The organism is Vibrio anguillarum (assembly GCF_001989995.2).
Taxonomy (GTDB): Bacteria; Pseudomonadota; Gammaproteobacteria; order Enterobacterales; family Vibrionaceae; genus Vibrio; species Vibrio anguillarum.
In genome coordinates this window covers 40,427-57,877 of the sequence record NZ_JAHGUP010000016.1, presented here as the reverse complement: position 1 = coordinate 57,877, position 17,451 = coordinate 40,427, and the positions used below count along the sequence as shown (strand labels likewise).

Below are 17,451 nucleotides of genomic sequence, written 5' to 3'. Positions count from 1 at the left end.
GCTTACTCCTGAAATGCGATCTGCTCTTCAATGATTGCTCGAGCATGGTCCAGCACTGACTTTGGCTCTTTACCATTTACCCACATTGCGGTGATAGCACTGGCCATGGGAGACCACAAATAACCCATTTCAGGAATCGATGGCATCGCATCGGAATAGAATCCCTGAGCGATGATGGCGTAAGTGGCTTCATCTGCATCGACAATGATCTCTTCCATTAACGATTGAACGGGTGGAATGGATTTCGTCATCTCATATCGCTTCATCAGCATCTTGTCAGACGCAATGTAATCAGCAAACAGTTGCGCTGCTTTTGGGTATTCACTGTATGTCGATACCACTGCAAGCCTAACTGTTGAAAAAGTACGTAATTGCTGACCTTCTAGAGTGGGAATCGGCATGACCCCATAGTTTACGCCGCTCGCGGCATAGCCTTGAATTGCCCAAGGACCATCAATAATTGCGGCCACTTTACCCTCGGAAAATAAACCACGGCGAACTTGCGGGTTACGCATATCAATCGGGTTTGAACTATTAGCCGCTTGCAATGTTTTCATGGCCAAAAGACCTTTTTGCGCTAATTCAGAATTGATCCCGATATCTTTAGCATCTGTCCCTTTATTCCCAAATTCATAAGCGCCATAAAGGGTTAAAAACATTCGAGATTCATAATAATTTTGCACATCCCACAATAAAGCGTATTTGTTCTCTTTTACATTATTAAATATCTCGCCAAAGCGAATCAGTGCTTCAAATGTTTTGGGTGCTTCAGGTAACAAATCTTTGTTATAAAAGAGCGCCAACGTCGCATAACTGACAGGGAAACCATAACTGGCTCCACCATATTGCATTGCAGAAATAGCATTTGGCATAAAGTTATGTTTCATACGATCAACTGAAACTAAGTTTTCCATCGCCCCACCAGCAACTACTAACCTTCCTAATAAGTCATGCTCTATTTCCGCCACATCCGCAACGCGTGCGGATCCGCCGTCTTGAATCATTCGCGATGCAGCGTCTATCGGAGCTAAACCACGAAATGTAAATTTAACTTTGTAACCAAAATCTTGATTGAATTGGTCAGCGGCATATTTCATATAGTCGAGCGTCGTGTTATCTGTCCAAATCAATAATTCAGAGTCTATTTCCGGCGTAATCGTCTCAGCAGAAACAATAGAAGCTGAGCAAATCAAAGTTGCAGCCAATACTGTTTTCATCCATCTATTTCTCATATCAACACCAATGGTAGTACAAAAGATACTACTAGGTTAAATGTCGCCGATTTTAAGTCAACCACTATCATCTTCATACCACAGTAAATTGTGATTTCAATCACCAAACCTTATTTAAAAACACTTAAATGGGCATATACAAAAACCTAAACAACACGTCACCAAGTAGAGCCACAAGGCAAAAACGCGTAAAAACCTCCTTTAAATTAATCGGCAAAGAAGTAAATTCGTGATCGAAATCCCTATAATAAGCAATTAAAGGTGACCGACTTCTCACTTATAGAATGCTTAGGAGGAAAAATTTATTAATATGCAGAACAATATTTAGGCGTTCACAGTGAACTACTAAATATTCATCTATATTATAACTACGATTTACAACCTTAAATAGGTTGATAAGGACCTGTCGTGAAAAGAACGTTACTTGCTATATCCGTAGCAACAGCAATCGCTGTTTCTACTCCCGCTTTCGCTGCCAGTGAGCATGGTTTAAACCCTGAAGATAGCTTTTTTGACCAAGCGCTTCAGTTTGGAGGCCATGTAGGAACTTCTCTTGAATACGAAGACAAAATTACCAATGGCTTTACTGGCATAGATAAAAAGGAAAAAACGACCACCCATGAAGCCTTTGGCGTGTACTACAACAATGCCAAATGGAACATGACCGCTTTGTATGCCCTTAAAATAGAAAATAGAGAGCAACATGAGGGCAGTTACCACGAAAATGAAGATGGATTAAAGCATCTATTTTCACTCAATAAGGGTTACGACTTAAGTAACGGTTGGGCGACAGGCCTAATTTATGAATTGGAATATACAGACAGCAAAGTTTATTCACCTTATGTAAGTGGTTTACGTAAAAATTTAGCAGAACACAGTTTACGACCTTATTTGACCTACTGGAATAATGAATACAGTTGGGGTTTTTATTCAAATTTGGAGTATCTCTATAGCAAAGAAGATAAAAGCGAATGGGGTGAACGAACAGAAACTGGGTATAGCATTTTATTCAGACCCTATAAACGGTTTGGTAACTGGGAACTTGGCTTGGAAATGTACTACCAAATCAAAGATAATGAAGATTACCAATCTAACGGAAATATCAATGAGATCAGTGATTTTACCGAGAAATATATTGAGCCCGTCGTACAATATAGTTTTGATGACGCAGGCACGCTCTATGTAAGAGCTCGTCTCGGTGACAATGAAACCAATAATGCCAGCAACAGCGGTGGTGGGAACGCTAATGTTGACTACTTCAAAGATATTCGTAAAGCCACTTTAGGCTATGAACAAGCTGTAGGTGACAGCTGGTTAGTTAAAGGAGAATACGAATTTGCTAATGAAGTAGAAGAAAAAAGTAAACTGGCGGGTTGGGAAGCAAAAAATGAAAGCGAGCTAACACAGCACACTGTTTATCTCCAAGCTCTATATCGTTTCTAATCCATTCAAAGAGGCTAAAATGATCCATGTTTCAGAAATTGCGCAGTTGATCTCCGGTAAAATTGAAGGTGATGCGTCTATATCGATTGATACAATTCGACCAGTAAATGCGCCACAGATAGCTGGCGGATTAGCGATTGTTTTTTCTAAAAAAGACATACATTCAATTTCTGAAACTACAGCAGATGTTTTAATTGGTCCGGCCGCGATTTGTAGCAGCACTGTCAAAACCAAAATTATTATTGAACATTTAGATGCAAATACTCTCAACAAACTGCTGCGTTATTATAAAGTACAGATGTATCAATTATTTGATCAAGGGAACACCGCAACCATCGACGATGTCTATATTGGAAAACATTGTCAAATTGGTGAAAACTGCCATTTCATGCCTGGTGTGAAGATTATGAATGGTGTGACTATCGGTAATAACGTCGCTATTCATGCTAATACAGTGATCAAAGAAGGCACAATTATTGGAAATAATGTCACTATCGATTCTAATAACTCTATTGGCAATTTCAGTTTTGAATATATGGCAGTGAAAGATGGAGCCTACCAACGCGTTGAAAGCATCGGCAGAGTAGTTATTCACGACGACGTAGAAATTGGTTGCAATAATACCATTGATAGAGGAACACTCGGCGATACCGTTATTGGCCAAGGAACCAAGATCGATAACCAAATCCAAATTGGGCATGACTGCCAAATAGGTAAACATTGTCTGCTCATCTCACAATCTGGATTTGCAGGGCATACCACTCTTGGTGATCACGTCGTGGTTCACGGCCAAGCGGGTACTGCTGGGCACGTCACCATTGGCAGCTACTCAGTAATTAAAGCCAAATCTGGCGTAAGTCATTCTTTTCCAGAGAAAAGTGACTTATTTGGTTATCCCGCGAAGGAGGCAAAAGCCTATTACAAGAACCTTGCGGTTCTCAATAAAATAACCCAGCACTTTGAAACTCATAAATCGAAATCAACACACCGAGGTTGGCTTTCTAAATTACTGCAGAAAAAAATCTGATGATCATCTGTTACTCAAATATTTCACATTACCAATGAAGGAATTTACGATGAAAAGCTCTCTACTTATCGCAGCGACACTGGCTGTATTGCTCGCTGGTTGTGCCAGCACCACTACCCAACAAAACGACTCAGTACAAAATGTAGACCCTCGATTCTCTCAATGTGACTTACCTACATTAGAAGAACGAGGCCCTATCCGCCCATCCATATTTGTTGTTGGAACCTTTGCTGATGGGCAATGGCTTCATATGGATAACCGCCAGATGGGTTACAAAGGTGACGGCATTTATCAAGTAGTAAGTAACGAAAAGGCAGGCAACGTGAGCTTGCAATTCGCCACAATGAGCTGGAACCCTCAATATACAGCCGCAGGATTAACGCTAACGGTAGGGCAAGTCAAAGAACTCAAACGTGCTGGCTTTGCCAAAAATACAGTCGTCATGCTACCAAAAGATGGCCAATACGTCTGGACGGTACAAATAGCCGACGATAAAACACCACGTTTAGTCATGATTTCTGAATGTAAATAACTGCTTGCACAATACAATACACGGAGAAATTCATGGCTACTGTTAGCTTACGAAAAATAGAAAAAGAGTATGAGAACGGCTTTAAAGCCGTTCACGGAATTGATCTAGATATCCATGATGGCGAATTCATGGTGTTTGTTGGACCATCAGGCTGCGCAAAGTCAACCACACTCAGAATGATTGCCGGGTTAGAAGGGATTAGCGGTGGGGAGATTCGTATCGGTAACCAAATTGTTAACGATTTACCCCCTAAAGAACGTGGTATCGCTATGGTGTTTCAAAATTACGCCCTATACCCTCATAAAACAGTTTTTGACAATATGGCCTTTGGATTAAAAATGCAAAAAAGGCCTAAAGATGAAATTAAACAAAGAGTAGAAGAAGCGGCAGAAAAATTAGAAATTACCGAATTGCTCTATCGTAAACCCAAAGAAATGTCGGGTGGACAACGCCAACGAGTAGCAGTAGGGAGGGCAATCGTTCGCAAGCCTGATGTTTTTCTTTTTGACGAACCACTATCCAATTTGGACGCAAAGCTTCGGGTTTCAATGCGTGTGAAAATTGCCCAATTGCATCAATCACTCAAAGAAGAAGGCACACCCGCAACGATGATCTATGTCACTCACGATCAAACTGAAGCCTTGACGTTAGGTGATAGAATTTGCGTATTAAACCAGGGCCGGATTATGCAAGTTGATACGCCAGCCAATCTTTATAATTATCCAGCCAACAAGTTTGTGGCCAGTTTCATTGGATCACCTGCCATGAATTTAGTCGACACTGTGATTCGCTCAGAAAACGAACAGCTTTATATAGACATTGCCGCCAATGTTCGCATGTTTATTCCACATGAGAAGCAAATCGCCTTACAACAATATATCAATAAACCTGTCTGTTTTGGCATTCGCCCTGAGCATATTCATTTAGCAGCAGAACACGACACTATCAATACCGTTGAAGGCACATTGACGGTTGTTGAAAATATGGGGAACGAAAAATATCTCTATTTTACTGTGGCAGGTAAGGAGTTGATAGCAAGAGTCAACGATCAAACCATTACAACTGCTCATATTGGCAAAACAATGCGTTTTAACCTCAATACCACATTTTGCCATATTTTTGATTTCTACAGTGAACAAAGTTTGACCAATAGCCAGTAATAATTACTGGTTAATATTCACAAAAATGAAGGGATCTCCAATGAAAAAAAACACCATACTGTGTACGGCAGTACTCAGTGTTATTGCACTTAATGGATTATTGAATAGCCAAATATTACTAGCCGCGGAACCAACTATTCAATCCGGAGAAAATACATACCTCGATTTTCGTAAAGAAACAATTTACTTTGTATTTTTAGACCGTTTCAGCGATGGTGATCCAAATAATAATACTGGTAAAAATGCAGAAACTTATAACCCTAACAATCTTAAAAAATATATCGGTGGTGATATTAAAGGCTTAATTAATAAATTGCCCTACCTCAAATCGTTAGGAATTACTGCCATTTGGATTACACCACCAGTCGATAATGCTGACAATACAGATGCTAATGGTGGTGCAGGTTATCACGGTTATTGGGGAAAAGATTTTTTCCGCGTAGATGAGCATTTAGGCAGTATCGAAGATTTCAAAGAACTCACGACTAAAATGCATTCTCCTGAATACAACATGAAATTAGTTCTAGACTATGCTCCTAATCACTCAAATGGCAATGATGAAAACGAATACGGAGCACTCTACCTAGATGGACAATTGATCACTGATTATAATACCGATGTTGCGGCGGGTACTAACTGGTATAACCATAACGGAGGTGTTACTGACTGGAATAATTGGTATCAAGTCCGTAATTATAACCTATTCAACTTATCTGATTTTAACCAAACCAATCCCGATGTTTATCAGTATCTTTTAGACGGTGCTAAATTTTGGATTGATGCTGGAGCTGATGCAATACGTATTGATGCTATAAAACATATGGATAAAACTTTTATCCAACGTTGGACTACGGACATTTATAATTACAGTAAAGCATTAGGTCGTGAAGGATTTTATTTCTTTGGTGAATGGTTCGGAGCAAGTGCAAGCATCACGACTGGTATTGATGGGTATGCCATTGACTACGCCAACTCTTCTGGTTCAGCTTTACTTGATTTCGGCTTTAGAGACACCTTAGAAAGGGTACTAACTAACCGTCCCGGAAATAACATGGAAACATTAAATGGCTACTTAGAAAAAAGGAAAACTGTCTTCAGTAGTGATGATTGGCAAGTTGTTTTCATGGATAACCATGATATGGCCAGAATATCCACCGCTCTAAGGTCAAATGCATCGACATTTGGCCCTGGTAATAATGAAGCTGGTGGCAATCAAAATGAAGAGTTTGCCAAACAACGTCTCAACCTAGGACTAGTTATCACAATGACAGTACGTGGGATACCCGCCATTTACTACGGAACTGAACACTATGCAGCTAACTTTACGACAAATGATTTCGGACAAGTAGGAAGTGATCCTTACAACCGAGAAAAAATGCCAAGTTTTGATGAGGATACCGAGGCATTTAAGATCATCCAAGCACTAACATCACTCAGAAAAAATAGCACAGCGATACAAAAAGGAAGTTACATACAACGCTGGAAAAATGACGACATACTGGTATATGAACGGCAAGATGGTTCAGATACTGTTACCGTTGCACTAAACCGTGGTCCAGCAACAACCATAGTAGTGAATAACTTAGCGATTGGTGATGGATCCCACCTCAACTTACTTAACAACGAAACAATTGCCGTTAACGAAGGAAAAGCAACACTCCATCTAAATCAAAATGAAGCTATCGTTTTGCACAATAGTGAGGGTGCCGAAGAACCAAGACTGAGTACCATCTCTTTTTCCTGTAATCAAGGATATACAATTACAGGACAAAGTGTTTATGCCATTGGCAATGTGACACAGCTAGGAAACTGGGATCTAACAAAAGCAGTCAAGCTTTCACCTAATTTATATCCAACTTGGAGCGCCGATATTGCAGTACCGGCAGGAGAGGCTATTGAATGGAAATGTGTTAAACGCCATGAATCTATCTCAACAAATCTAGTCGAATGGCAATCGGGAGGCAATAACCAATTTAATAGCTTAAATACTCAAACAACTAGTGGATCTTTCTAACCGCTTCTTTTCTCCATAGCTAACACCAGCTATTTGGTTCCTTTTAAAACAGGAGCCTTTTTTCTTAGATATGCCTAATCACAATCAAGCCACATTCCACCATTTTAACCAAACATCAGCACATCACCATGTTGAAGCACTTCTAATTTAGGACCGAGTAAATGGATGGTACCCGGCAATTCTGGGATTCGCTGACCGTCAAATTTAAGTGTTACATGCCCAAGCTCCGCAAGATTTTGGTTCGCCACACTGCCGACTGCCGTCACAACAAAACCGAGATCCCCAATTAATAAAGTGGTGTTGTGGTCAATCAATCCATACAACGAAGATCCAGAGTGTATGAAGCAATATTCCTTCACCGCATCAGGGGCGCTCGGGCCGAATAAAATCACCATATCATCATGCAGTGAGTCTTTAGCATAATCGCCAGCGGACAAAATCGTCGTTTGATACTGAAGCATATGCCCTCACTGATAAATGAAGAATGAGATAAGCCAAGCAATCAGCACCGTTGGCGCACCTGTAAGAAAACGAGAGTAAAGTACCGAAGGCACACCGACCTGTACCGTTTCGGGCTTAGCGTCTGCAAGGCCAAGCCCTACAGGGATGAAATCACAAGCAGCTTGAGCATTTATGGCAAACAAAGCGGGTAATGCTAAGTGCGGTGGGATATTTCCCATACCGATCTGAGTCCCGATAAGTACACCGATCACTTGCGCAATCACCGCACCTGGTCCAAGAAAGGGTGACAGAAACGGAAATGAACAGATCAAGGCAATCGTCAGTAAACCGATCGGGTTCCCTGCTAATGGCTCCAAAGTATGAGCAATTAAATCACCTAACCCAGACGCGAGAATAACCCCAATCAACATTGAAACAAACGCCATAAAAGGCAGAATGGTTTTAAGTACGGTATCAATGGTTTCACGTCCAGCCTGATTAAAGGTCGCCATCACCGAGCCCATACCGATCCCCACTTTAGCCAGTAAGCTATCTGTTTGTTGGCTAAGCTTCTTGGTCGTGTCAATGGATTGGGGCTGAGATAGGCTTGGTTCACAAAACGTGGTTTTGTGATCGTCTACCAAGGAAAAACAACCACTGTGTATGCCAGATGCATAAATATCTTCCTGAATATATTGTGCCAAAGGGCCACTTTGACCTGTAGCATGGATATTTAATGTCGGAATACCTTTTTTGGGATAAAGCCCACAACGCAATGTGCCACCACAGTCAATCACTACACAAGCGACTCGTTCATCGGGAACGAAATGTTCAAAGCCGTTAACCGCTTGCATGCCCGTCAACGCCACCATCTCATCAATAAAATGGGGACGAGTCCCTGCTGTGATATAGATGATCTTCTTGTCAACCTCAACCGGAATGAATAGCGGGCCACCCCATCCACCCTGGCCTCGGTTTACTTTCAATACCGTCATCACTTTTCCTCAACCACGTTAAGATCGACTTTATCGCTGAATACTACACCTTGTTGTCTAGCCACAAACATAGTCGTCATATCGGTTACCCAACCGCGTAAAAAGTTGGTCACTAAGCCGACCAGTAAATAGGAAATAGCGAGAGGACCGAGCGATAAGCCCTGTTGAGTGATCCCAGCGGCAATGCCTAGATAAATAAACAATTCACTAGGATTTACATGAGGGAACATACCATTCATGGTGTGGCAACTGTAGGAGGCAGAGGCATAATAAGAAGGTTTGTACTTTTCAGGTAAGAAACGCCCTAGGCTGAGCACCATGGGATTACAAAAAACAAAGGTTCCTACTGTCGGCAAGAGCAAATAGCGAGATATAGGATTAGACGCACTTTTCTGAGCTAACACTTCTATGCGCTGTTGGCCAATAAAACGGATCAGCGCATTCATGGCAACTAATAAACAGATCAGCACTGGAAGTACTTGTGTCACCATTTCGCTAAACACTTCACCGCCTTTCTCAAAAAGACCAATAAACCATTCCGCTCCCTCGATTATCCAATCCATACCTTCGGCTCTTAAATTATGTGGGGATAGTGGGAGTGTTTCCGTTATTGATATATTGAAAAAGAGGCAAAAGAGAAAAGCGTGAATTCAATCACCGATAACTTTTATTTTAAAAGTAAAAAATTGAAATAGACGACAAAATAAAAAAGAAAGCCAACTGGCCTCCTTTCATAAATGGGGTTTATGGAGTGACTTAGGAGCCAACGGTGATCACTTGGATACCTTTCTCTTCCAAATACGTCCGATCCTCTGCTGCGATAAGGTTATCTGTGACAACTATATCGATTTTATCTAGCGGAACCACCACGTTAGGGCTACGACGGCCAAACTTACTTGAATCGGTCACGACAATGATCTGATTGGCTGCTTGGCACATCGCCTGGCTGACTTGATACGCTTCGTTGTAGGTTGTTGTTCCCTGCGCAAGGTCAAAACCATCAGCACCAATAAAGAGTTTATCGAAAGAAAACTGTTTAAATGCTTGCTCTGCCAGCGTGCCATGGAAAGACGCTGATTTTCGACGATACGTTCCGCCCGGAACCAATACAGTATGTTCCGCATCCAAATTCGCTACCGCGTTGACGATGTGGATACTGTTCGTCATCAATGTCAGTGACATCACCTGTTCAAAATGCGGCACCATCTGCAGTGTGGTACTGCCACAGTCCAGAATGATCGAATCCCCGTCCTTGACCAGTTGTGAAGCGGCTTTAGCGATTAAGCATTTACGTTCAAGGTTCACCGTCTGCTTTTCATCCATCGAACGGTCTTCCAAAATGACGCTATTAGCGATACAAGCTTCAGCTGCTCCGTAACGGCGAATAACAAGCCCTTCTTCCTCTAACGAACGTAAATCACTGCGTATTGTCGCTCCTGATGTTTCAAAGGTATCCGCCAGATCGTTCACTGACGTTTTCCCATTAACACGCAGATAATCCAGCAACTGCGCTCTTCTGTTATCTAAATTCATAGCATCAACTTCATTATTAAACTGATAGCAGTTTATAACAGTTCCCTTTCAACTTAAAAGGAAAAGGGGGAACATTCTTTCATTACTGCCTAGAAATTGCGACGTTTAACGCTTCTTGAACATTAGAATCCAGTTGAAATATGAGTGATTCAGGGATAGGTAGTGATTGACCAATGAGTTGATCTAGGGTCTTTGGTCTAGCAAATACAGAAATACCCTTCATCACTTGGGCATCTACAACATGCTGATCTTCATCTTCAACCAACACCAGTACGGTACGCGGTTTCCATCGGCTTTGGGTGCGGCCTATCTTGACTTTCCCTTTGTGAGTCATAGATTGAAGCATCCGATTAAAAGATCGAATCTGCAAATAACCTAAGACGATCTGTATCATCCAAGCTCCTGCAGCAAAATAAATAAGTACAGTTGTTGAGTCCATCTCATACCTCTTGTCAAAAAGGGGCAAGCATAACGCCTGCCCAATATAAGCTGCCCTTATTCTAGGAGCATAGGGCTTAATCCATGGGGGATGGATTAGAACATTACCTGACCACCCGTGATATTGATCGATTGACCAGTACAATAGGCGGCTTCATCGCTGGCGTAAAACTTCAGTACATTAAGAACATCCTGATATTCACATCCTGCCTTAAGTGGTACTTTATCGATATAAATCTGTTCAACCTCTGATTCCGGTACACCCAATTTTTTCGCATACTGAGGTAGCAGTGATTGGAACATAGGGCTTTTCAACAAGTTACCCAACATCAAAGAATGCACCGTGATTTTGTGTTCCGCTAAATCTAACGCAAGTGACTGAGTCAGGCCAACCCCACCAAATTTGGCCGCTGAGTAACCACTGTTATGCTTTGAACCCACTTTACCCGACTTTGAGTTGATCTGAATAATGCGCCCACCACGTTGTTCACGAATCATTACTTTTGATACTTCTCGTGCACAGAGGAAATACCCCGTTAGGTTTACGTCAATCGATAGCTGCCAAGCAGTCAGTGGAAAAACGTCAATCTTGCCAGCCTGAGCTACGCCAGCGCTGTAAACCAGCAGATCAATCCGTCCAAAAAATTCATCTATTTGCCTAACCATATTCACTACACTTTGCTCTTTGGTGGCATCTACCTCCACACCCAGTGCTGTAGCCTGGCCGTATTCTTGATTAATTCTATTAGCCACCTTTTCAGCACTGCAACCATTTAAATCGGCGACCGCAACTCGGTAACCTTCATTAGCCAAACCTAAGCACAGAAATTCACCTAGAGTCTGACCACCACCAACCACTAACGCAACTTTACTCATAACTTACACCTTACTTAGAGGGTGCCCCATCGTAGGCATAGAGCACCCATACTGACTATTAATTTAAAAAGACAATTTCATCACCGCAGCGCACTTGCTGAGGTCGTTCACCATTGACATGAAGACAACCCGGATATTCAGCTTCAACTAAGGCATCAAACCGTATGGTAATGTGCCCAAGTTCTGCAAGGTTTTGATTGACCACCTCACCAACCGCTGTAATCGGATACTGATACCTTCCCAATTGCATCACACCACCGGGTTTGATATTCCCCTTGAGTGCGTCATGCGAGTGGATGAAGCAATACTCTGCCGCATCTTTTGGGGCAATATTACTGAAGATGATCATCATATCGTCTTCCAACGCACTATTGGCAAACTCACCAATGCTCTCGATCTTGACTTGATATAGTGGCGACATTGCTCTCCCCTCCTATTGATAGATAAATAGAGACACAAACCAAGCCAGTAGAACGGTAGGTGCACCAGTAAGGAAGCGTGAATACAGTACCGAAGGAACACCTATTTCAACGGTTCTCGGCTTAGCTTCTGCCATACCCAACCCAACTGGGATGAAATCACAAGCCGCTTGAGCATTGATGGCAAATAAAGCGGGCAACGCGAGATGTGGTGGTATATTGCCAAGACCAATTTGGGTGCCGACTAATACACCAATAACTTGAGCGATAACCGCACCGGGGCCAAGGAATGGAGAAAGCAACGGGAACGAGCAGATCAACGCGAGCGTTACTAACCCTAGTGGGTTTTGCGCCAAAGGCGTCAATACATGCGCGATCACATCGCCCAAACCAGAGGCAATGATCACCCCAATCAGCATGGAGACGAATGCCATAAAAGGCAAAATCGTTTTCAAAATGGTGTCAATGGCTTCACGCCCAGCTTGGTAGAAAATCGCCATCACCGAACCCATCCCAATGCCGATCCGAGCCAACAAGCTGTCACTTTGCTGAGTTAGTTTTTTACTCGTATCGTATTTGTTTGTCGCCAGATTCTCGTTCGAGAGTTCATCTCTTAGTGGTGGTGGTTGCATTGCTCCCCCCTCGCTGCCTACTAGTTGAATGTCACGCTCACGCACACCCGATACATAAATATCTTCAGTGATGAATTCAGCCAATGGTCCACTTTTACCCGTAGCGTGAATATTAACTGTCGGTATCCGTTTTTTGGGATACAAACCGCAGCGCAATGTTCCACCACAGTCGATGACCGCAACACCAATTTCTTCATCGGACACACTAGTTTTGAAACCATCAACCGCTTCATAACCGGTAAGCTCAACAATACGGTCGACAATCGCAGGGCGAGTACCACCCGTAATGTAAAACACCTTTTTATCAGCTTCGATCGGCAACTCCAATGGGCCACCCCAACCGCCACTACCTTTCTGTATACGTAATACTTTCGTCATTTTTATTGCCCCATTAACCTACGTGAACCTGACGCTCTAACTGAACACCCTGTTGACGTTCAACCATAGTTGTAGTGAAGTCAGTGACCCACCCACGGAAGAAATTCGTCACCATACCAACCAACAAATAGCTAACCGCAAGAGGTCCAAGCGGCAGACCGAGCGTTGTCAGGCCACTAGCGATACCTAGATAGACAAACAACTCACCAGGGTTAATGTGCGGAAATAAACCATTCATCGAGTGACAGCTATATGAAGCCGCCGCGTAATAGGAAGGTTTATAACGTTCAGGTAAAAAACGACCGAGACTCAATGTCATCGGGTTACAGAAAATGAAGGTGCCGATAACTGGCAATATCAAATAGCGAGAGATTGGGTTGCCAGCACTACTCTGTGCCAGTTTCTCCACTCGTTCTTGACCCACCAATCGGATAAGCGCATTCATCGCCACCAGCAGTGCAATTAGTAAAGGTAGAATACCGGTTACCATCCCCGTAAACACCTCTCCTCCTTTTTGAAATAGTCCGATAAACCATTCCGCTCCGTGAATTATCCATTCCATAATCAAACCTCATTGTTGTTATTGGCTTAGTGTCAAAGTACGTATTTATACTTCCACTTTGCATTTCAAATTAAAAGAATTGGCTTTCATTTTAATGACGATGATCACGAAATAATTTTCATAACGAAAACAACAACAACGAAATAACAAGAGATGAAAACGAATTAACAACCAAAAGGCATCACCCATTCCTGAGCTACTTTAAACACTACAAATCAATAACCTCAAAACCCAAGCCAAACATAACTGCATGTATTTAATGCATATTAAATAAAACAAGCTTTTATTAGGCCGCATTCGACAGGTATTGTCTGACCGTAAAAAAGCCACGACTCATCAGTATCATGATTAAAATAACTACAGACAATCCTTAAAGCAGTTTAATCAGAGCCACGCACTAATTTTTAAACCAAAAGAAACAACAGGAATATTACAAACCTGCTTTCAGTATAAAAGCCCATAAAGCAGGCTGTAAGCGCTACTGAATCACGCTTTACATTTTTTGATACGGTGGCTCGATATCAAATAGGAAGAACCCGAGAGCAGGAAAGAGTTTTGGTAGGGAAATTGATTAAAAATTTAAACTGGCCTTAACCTCTCATTGACACTACCTCAACTCGTTTTTGTCACTCTGCACACCACCAATAAAGGTGATAACAAAAAGAGGATGGGCTATGGTGTTTAGCGAAGAGGATCGCCAAGCCTTATACAATGTATGGATGTCACAAAAGGCTAAAATGCATTTGACTCAGATGGAGATGGCTAAGCGACTTAACCTTACTCAACTTGAGTTCTCACATCTTTTACGAGGGGATAGCTCTTTATCGATGACGTTTATCAGTCAATTCTGTCGTCATCTACATATTGAGCCTCACAGGGTACTACCGAGTTTGAAACAGACCGCCACCAGCGAGGTAAAAGCGATCTGTTTAAAAAACCGAATAAGTGTTGATGGTGATATCCAGCATGTTTCTATAGAAGGTAATCAAGTGATCATTGAATACATTCATTATGCCTAATTATTGCTCTACAGCGACTTGTTCTTGCACTAACGGCTCAGAGCGGTAATTCTCACCGGCTAAAATATCGTAATGAATCACAGTGTCGTTATTAAATTTCGAGAAATCGTAGTAGACGGTGTAGGCGTTGAATTCTTGATCTTGGCTTTTTTTCTTACCATCAATGTAGTAATAACAACCAAAGCCATTTGTCCATCGATTGAACTTTTCAGAGTAATATGGCTCACAATTTTTTGCCTCGATAAAAGTACTAAATGATAAAGGCTTTTCGTTATTTTTATTAGTCTTATAAAGACGCAATTTAGCAAAGCCAACTTGGTCAAAATCATTTTTTGCTTCGACTTCTATTTGGTGTAATTTCATATCACAACCAGAAGAGATAAAATTATGAAAAGGAAGCCTTATCTCATAGCTATCATTACTTTCCGAAAAGTTATGTTCAAATAATATATCTGCTTTTCCACCTTTCCTTTTCTTACCATCCGAGGCACTCCAAGAAAATGATTTACATGTTTCACCACCGCCAAAAAATGTACCATAAGCGGTTATATCTGCATCTATCGGTTTTTTCCCTCGAATCACAATATATTGATCTTCTGAAGAGGATCCAAACGGTGGCTGACGACTTTCATACCATTCCGCTAGCGGATAAACCACGTAAAACATAACTATGAAAAACCCAATAACTGCAAAGATAACTTTAAATCCAGTCTTCATTGTAACTGTTCCTTGATAGTGGTACTTATATCATTTTTATCACCAAACAATAATGATTCCCTTGACAATTGTGAAGGATTATTTATTAACGAATTTAGTTCTTTCTTCGTCCGTTGCAAGTTTAAAATAATTGTATTCGTAATACCTTGCTCCAGTCTTAAATTGAGTCTTTTCGCTTCTCCAACATGATATGGAATACTCAGACTAGCAGCAAGTTCATGTGAAATCTGGTGATAAGCCTTTGTAAGATGAGCTTCCGTATACTCTAACTCGTCACTTGCTTCTTTATATGTGTTAGATAAATAATCGTTCAATAATATATTAAGCTGTGCTTTTAAGTTTGGTATATATTCTGACATCATATGATCTAACCCTGAATCGATAATGGTGCTAGCATAACCATTAATATCAACATGTTCTTTGCGCAGTGAGTCAGCTAAAATAAATGAGTCATCTTGCTTATCAATCGCAAACGTCATGCTTTTAATATGTGTTTGGTAAGGCGTAAGCAACACTTGCTTTACCTTTTTTGGTTGGTGTTTTTCAATACTATAGGTTAATAGTTGAACCAAATTGCCATGATGGTGATAGTTATCATTGTCGTCATCAGTAACTCTATTAAACAATGAATCGGCCACATAGAGTAAAGGAGACGTACCTTTTAATATTTCCAATGGTAGAGGAACATTGCTTTCTTTTTTAGAATTTGTATTCATCCATTTAAATGGAACTTGTGGTACCAAATCATGGTTATTAACATGACGATAGTGGACAATATTATTAAATTTAGCAACAAAGGAATGAGTGCCAGTCCTTGGCATACCATATGTAAATAGTTTTAAATTATTTGATCTATAGTTTTTTTGTATTAGAGCTGAGATAATCAGAGCGCCTGCACCACCTAAACTATGACCACAAATGTAGAATTTCTTATCTGAGTGGTACTTAAGGATATCATCAGATAATGGAATCCATAGTCCTTTTGCATATTGATAAAAACCTTTATGTAGATAGGCATTATCTAGTTCGGGTATTGCTATTTGAGATGCATCTAAATCAGACATGACATCTTGATAACCTGGAGACTGTAAAAAGGCTCGGGTTCCATCAAGACCTTCAATTATTCTAAAGGCTACAGGATTTAACATTTTAACAGGTTTTGTGGTGTTTTTATCGGCTAATTTAACAATTTCTTCATTTCCGAAATATGTTTGGGTTCCACGTACTCCAATAATAGCTATATCACTATTACTTAAAATATATCCTTCACAACCAATAAGCTTATCGTTATAAAATTTATATTCCAGATGCTTAGAATAGGGTATCTCTCGTAACAGCCAAGTCTCTTTCGATGATGCACAATATTGAGGTCTATTACCTTGCTTTAGCTGCTTGATAATGAAATCAATTCCTCCATCTTCTAAGCTTGGATTTTCACCATCAGGAATACCAAATTCATCACTCGCATAAGCCAGCTGTGACAACAACGCAAAGGTATAACTATTCACCAAACTAAATTCATCGGTATCAATAATTACTGGCATATAACTGCGCAGTGCTTTGATTTCAAAAACGTAACTTTGGTTGTGGCTAAGGCTGAACCCTGCTTTTTCCGCAGAGGTATTGGTATCTATCCCTTTATGATGCTCTTGTAAAAACTCATCTTGCGGGGCTTCATCCCAAAAATCACCGATGGTAGTGCTGTGATACCGTTTCGGGTTTTTCTCAGCAGCATCCAGCTCTGCCGATGCACGGATTTTCACTGGCGACTCTTGCCCTTCTTTACGGCTGGCGTACTTTTCGACTTCGCTTAACAAAGAGGCTTGGCTGACGGAAGCGCGCCATTCACCTGCGGCAATATTTGCAAATAATACTTTACCAGCGCTGGTGGTTTGCGTGTGTGTGTTGGAGGTAATTTTGTTCGTAATGGTGACGGCAAGGCCATCAATCGGTTCATCGTTTTCACTCATGAACTCCAGTTCCAACCAGTTTTTCTCGGGGTTGCACTGCACGCAATGGTTAAATGAATCCAT

General features: G+C 41.2%; 18 protein-coding genes. 6 read left to right on the top strand and 12 right to left on the bottom strand.

Features of this window, described 5'->3' with window-relative positions:
- Window positions 1-2: 2 nt before the first annotated feature.
- Complete coding sequence (locus PL85_RS03315) at window positions 3-1,232, bottom strand: sugar ABC transporter substrate-binding protein (RefSeq protein ID WP_013868518.1); 1,230 nt, start codon at window positions 1,230-1,232, stop codon at window positions 3-5.
- A gap of 408 nt (window positions 1,233-1,640) precedes the next feature.
- Here PL85_RS03315 and PL85_RS03310 point away from each other — a divergent pair, with 408 nt between their 5' ends.
- Genes PL85_RS03310 through PL85_RS03290 form a run of 5 tightly spaced genes read left to right on the top strand, consistent with a single transcriptional unit; the run spans window position 1,641 to window position 7,408 of the window.
- Complete coding sequence (locus PL85_RS03310; RefSeq protein WP_013868517.1) at window positions 1,641-2,675, top strand: cyclodextrin porin; 1,035 nt, start codon at window positions 1,641-1,643, stop codon at window positions 2,673-2,675.
- Window positions 2,676-2,694: 19 nt separating this feature from the next.
- Entirely contained in the window at window positions 2,695-3,702 is a 1,008-nt protein-coding gene (locus PL85_RS03305; RefSeq protein ID WP_064626702.1) for a UDP-3-O-(3-hydroxymyristoyl)glucosamine N-acyltransferase, read from the top strand.
- A gap of 49 nt (window positions 3,703-3,751) precedes the next feature.
- Window positions 3,752-4,234, top strand: coding sequence for an early set domain-containing protein (locus tag PL85_RS03300; RefSeq protein ID WP_047691240.1), 483 nt, complete (start codon window positions 3,752-3,754; stop codon window positions 4,232-4,234).
- 32 nt (window positions 4,235-4,266) lie between these two features.
- Window positions 4,267-5,394: an ABC transporter ATP-binding protein gene (locus PL85_RS03295; protein ID WP_115340076.1), complete on the top strand. Its 1,128-nt coding sequence runs from the start codon at window positions 4,267-4,269 to the stop codon at window positions 5,392-5,394.
- 40 nt (window positions 5,395-5,434) lie between these two features.
- On the top strand, window positions 5,435-7,408 hold the full coding sequence (locus PL85_RS03290) for an alpha-amylase family glycosyl hydrolase (protein WP_115340075.1): 1,974 nt from the start codon (window positions 5,435-5,437) through the stop codon (window positions 7,406-7,408).
- Window positions 7,409-7,512: 104 nt separating this feature from the next.
- Here PL85_RS03290 and PL85_RS03285 read toward each other — a convergent pair whose 3' ends face one another.
- The 9 genes from PL85_RS03285 to srlA (PL85_RS03245) all read right to left on the bottom strand — a co-directional run bounded on the left by PL85_RS03285 (window position 7,513) and on the right by srlA (PL85_RS03245) (window position 13,682).
- Entirely contained in the window at window positions 7,513-7,869 is a 357-nt protein-coding gene (locus tag PL85_RS03285) for a PTS glucitol/sorbitol transporter subunit IIA (RefSeq protein ID WP_013868513.1), read from the bottom strand.
- A 6-nt stretch (window positions 7,870-7,875) separates the two neighbouring features.
- Window positions 7,876-8,847: a PTS glucitol/sorbitol transporter subunit IIB gene (gene srlE, locus PL85_RS03280; protein ID WP_094131810.1), complete on the bottom strand. Its 972-nt coding sequence runs from the start codon at window positions 8,845-8,847 to the stop codon at window positions 7,876-7,878.
- Window positions 8,844-9,407 (bottom strand): PTS glucitol/sorbitol transporter subunit IIC, encoded by a 564-nt coding sequence (srlA, locus tag PL85_RS03275; RefSeq protein ID WP_115340074.1) that lies wholly within the window; start codon window positions 9,405-9,407, stop codon window positions 8,844-8,846. Before srlA (PL85_RS03275) ends, srlE (PL85_RS03280) begins: the two co-directional genes overlap by 4 nt.
- Before the next feature lie 193 nt (window positions 9,408-9,600).
- Window positions 9,601-10,377 (bottom strand): glucitol operon DNA-binding transcriptional repressor SrlR, encoded by a 777-nt coding sequence (gene srlR / locus PL85_RS03270; protein WP_013868510.1) that lies wholly within the window; start codon window positions 10,375-10,377, stop codon window positions 9,601-9,603.
- Window positions 10,378-10,459: 82 nt separating this feature from the next.
- Window positions 10,460-10,816, bottom strand: coding sequence for a transcriptional regulator GutM (locus PL85_RS03265; protein WP_013868509.1), 357 nt, complete (start codon window positions 10,814-10,816; stop codon window positions 10,460-10,462).
- A 95-nt stretch (window positions 10,817-10,911) separates the two neighbouring features.
- The gene (gene srlD / locus PL85_RS03260; RefSeq protein ID WP_115340073.1) at window positions 10,912-11,691 is read right to left on the bottom strand and encodes a sorbitol-6-phosphate dehydrogenase; all 780 of its coding nucleotides are present in this window, start codon (window positions 11,689-11,691) and stop codon (window positions 10,912-10,914) included.
- Window positions 11,692-11,749: 58 nt separating this feature from the next.
- Complete coding sequence (locus PL85_RS03255; protein ID WP_013868507.1) at window positions 11,750-12,112, bottom strand: PTS glucitol/sorbitol transporter subunit IIA; 363 nt, start codon at window positions 12,110-12,112, stop codon at window positions 11,750-11,752.
- A gap of 12 nt (window positions 12,113-12,124) precedes the next feature.
- On the bottom strand, window positions 12,125-13,120 hold the full coding sequence (gene srlE / locus PL85_RS03250) for a PTS glucitol/sorbitol transporter subunit IIB (RefSeq protein ID WP_115340072.1): 996 nt from the start codon (window positions 13,118-13,120) through the stop codon (window positions 12,125-12,127).
- A 13-nt stretch (window positions 13,121-13,133) separates the two neighbouring features.
- Window positions 13,134-13,682 carry a PTS glucitol/sorbitol transporter subunit IIC gene (srlA, locus tag PL85_RS03245; protein WP_038148604.1) on the bottom strand — a complete coding sequence of 183 codons (549 nt, stop codon included), beginning with the start codon at window positions 13,680-13,682 and terminating at the stop codon, window positions 13,134-13,136.
- Between the two features lie 674 nt (window positions 13,683-14,356).
- Between srlA (PL85_RS03245) and PL85_RS03240 the strand changes: the two genes are divergently transcribed.
- Window positions 14,357-14,701 carry a helix-turn-helix domain-containing protein gene (locus PL85_RS03240; RefSeq protein WP_026027796.1) on the top strand — a complete coding sequence of 115 codons (345 nt, stop codon included), beginning with the start codon at window positions 14,357-14,359 and terminating at the stop codon, window positions 14,699-14,701.
- Here the strand turns inward: PL85_RS03240 and PL85_RS03235 are convergent, their stop codons facing one another.
- Window positions 14,702-15,418, bottom strand: a complete 717-nt coding sequence (locus tag PL85_RS03235) for a hypothetical protein (RefSeq protein ID WP_115340070.1) — start codon at window positions 15,416-15,418, stop codon at window positions 14,702-14,704.
- The gene (locus PL85_RS03230) at window positions 15,415-17,451 is read right to left on the bottom strand and encodes a lipase family protein (protein ID WP_115340069.1); all 2,037 of its coding nucleotides are present in this window, start codon (window positions 17,449-17,451) and stop codon (window positions 15,415-15,417) included. Before PL85_RS03230 ends, PL85_RS03235 begins: the two co-directional genes overlap by 4 nt.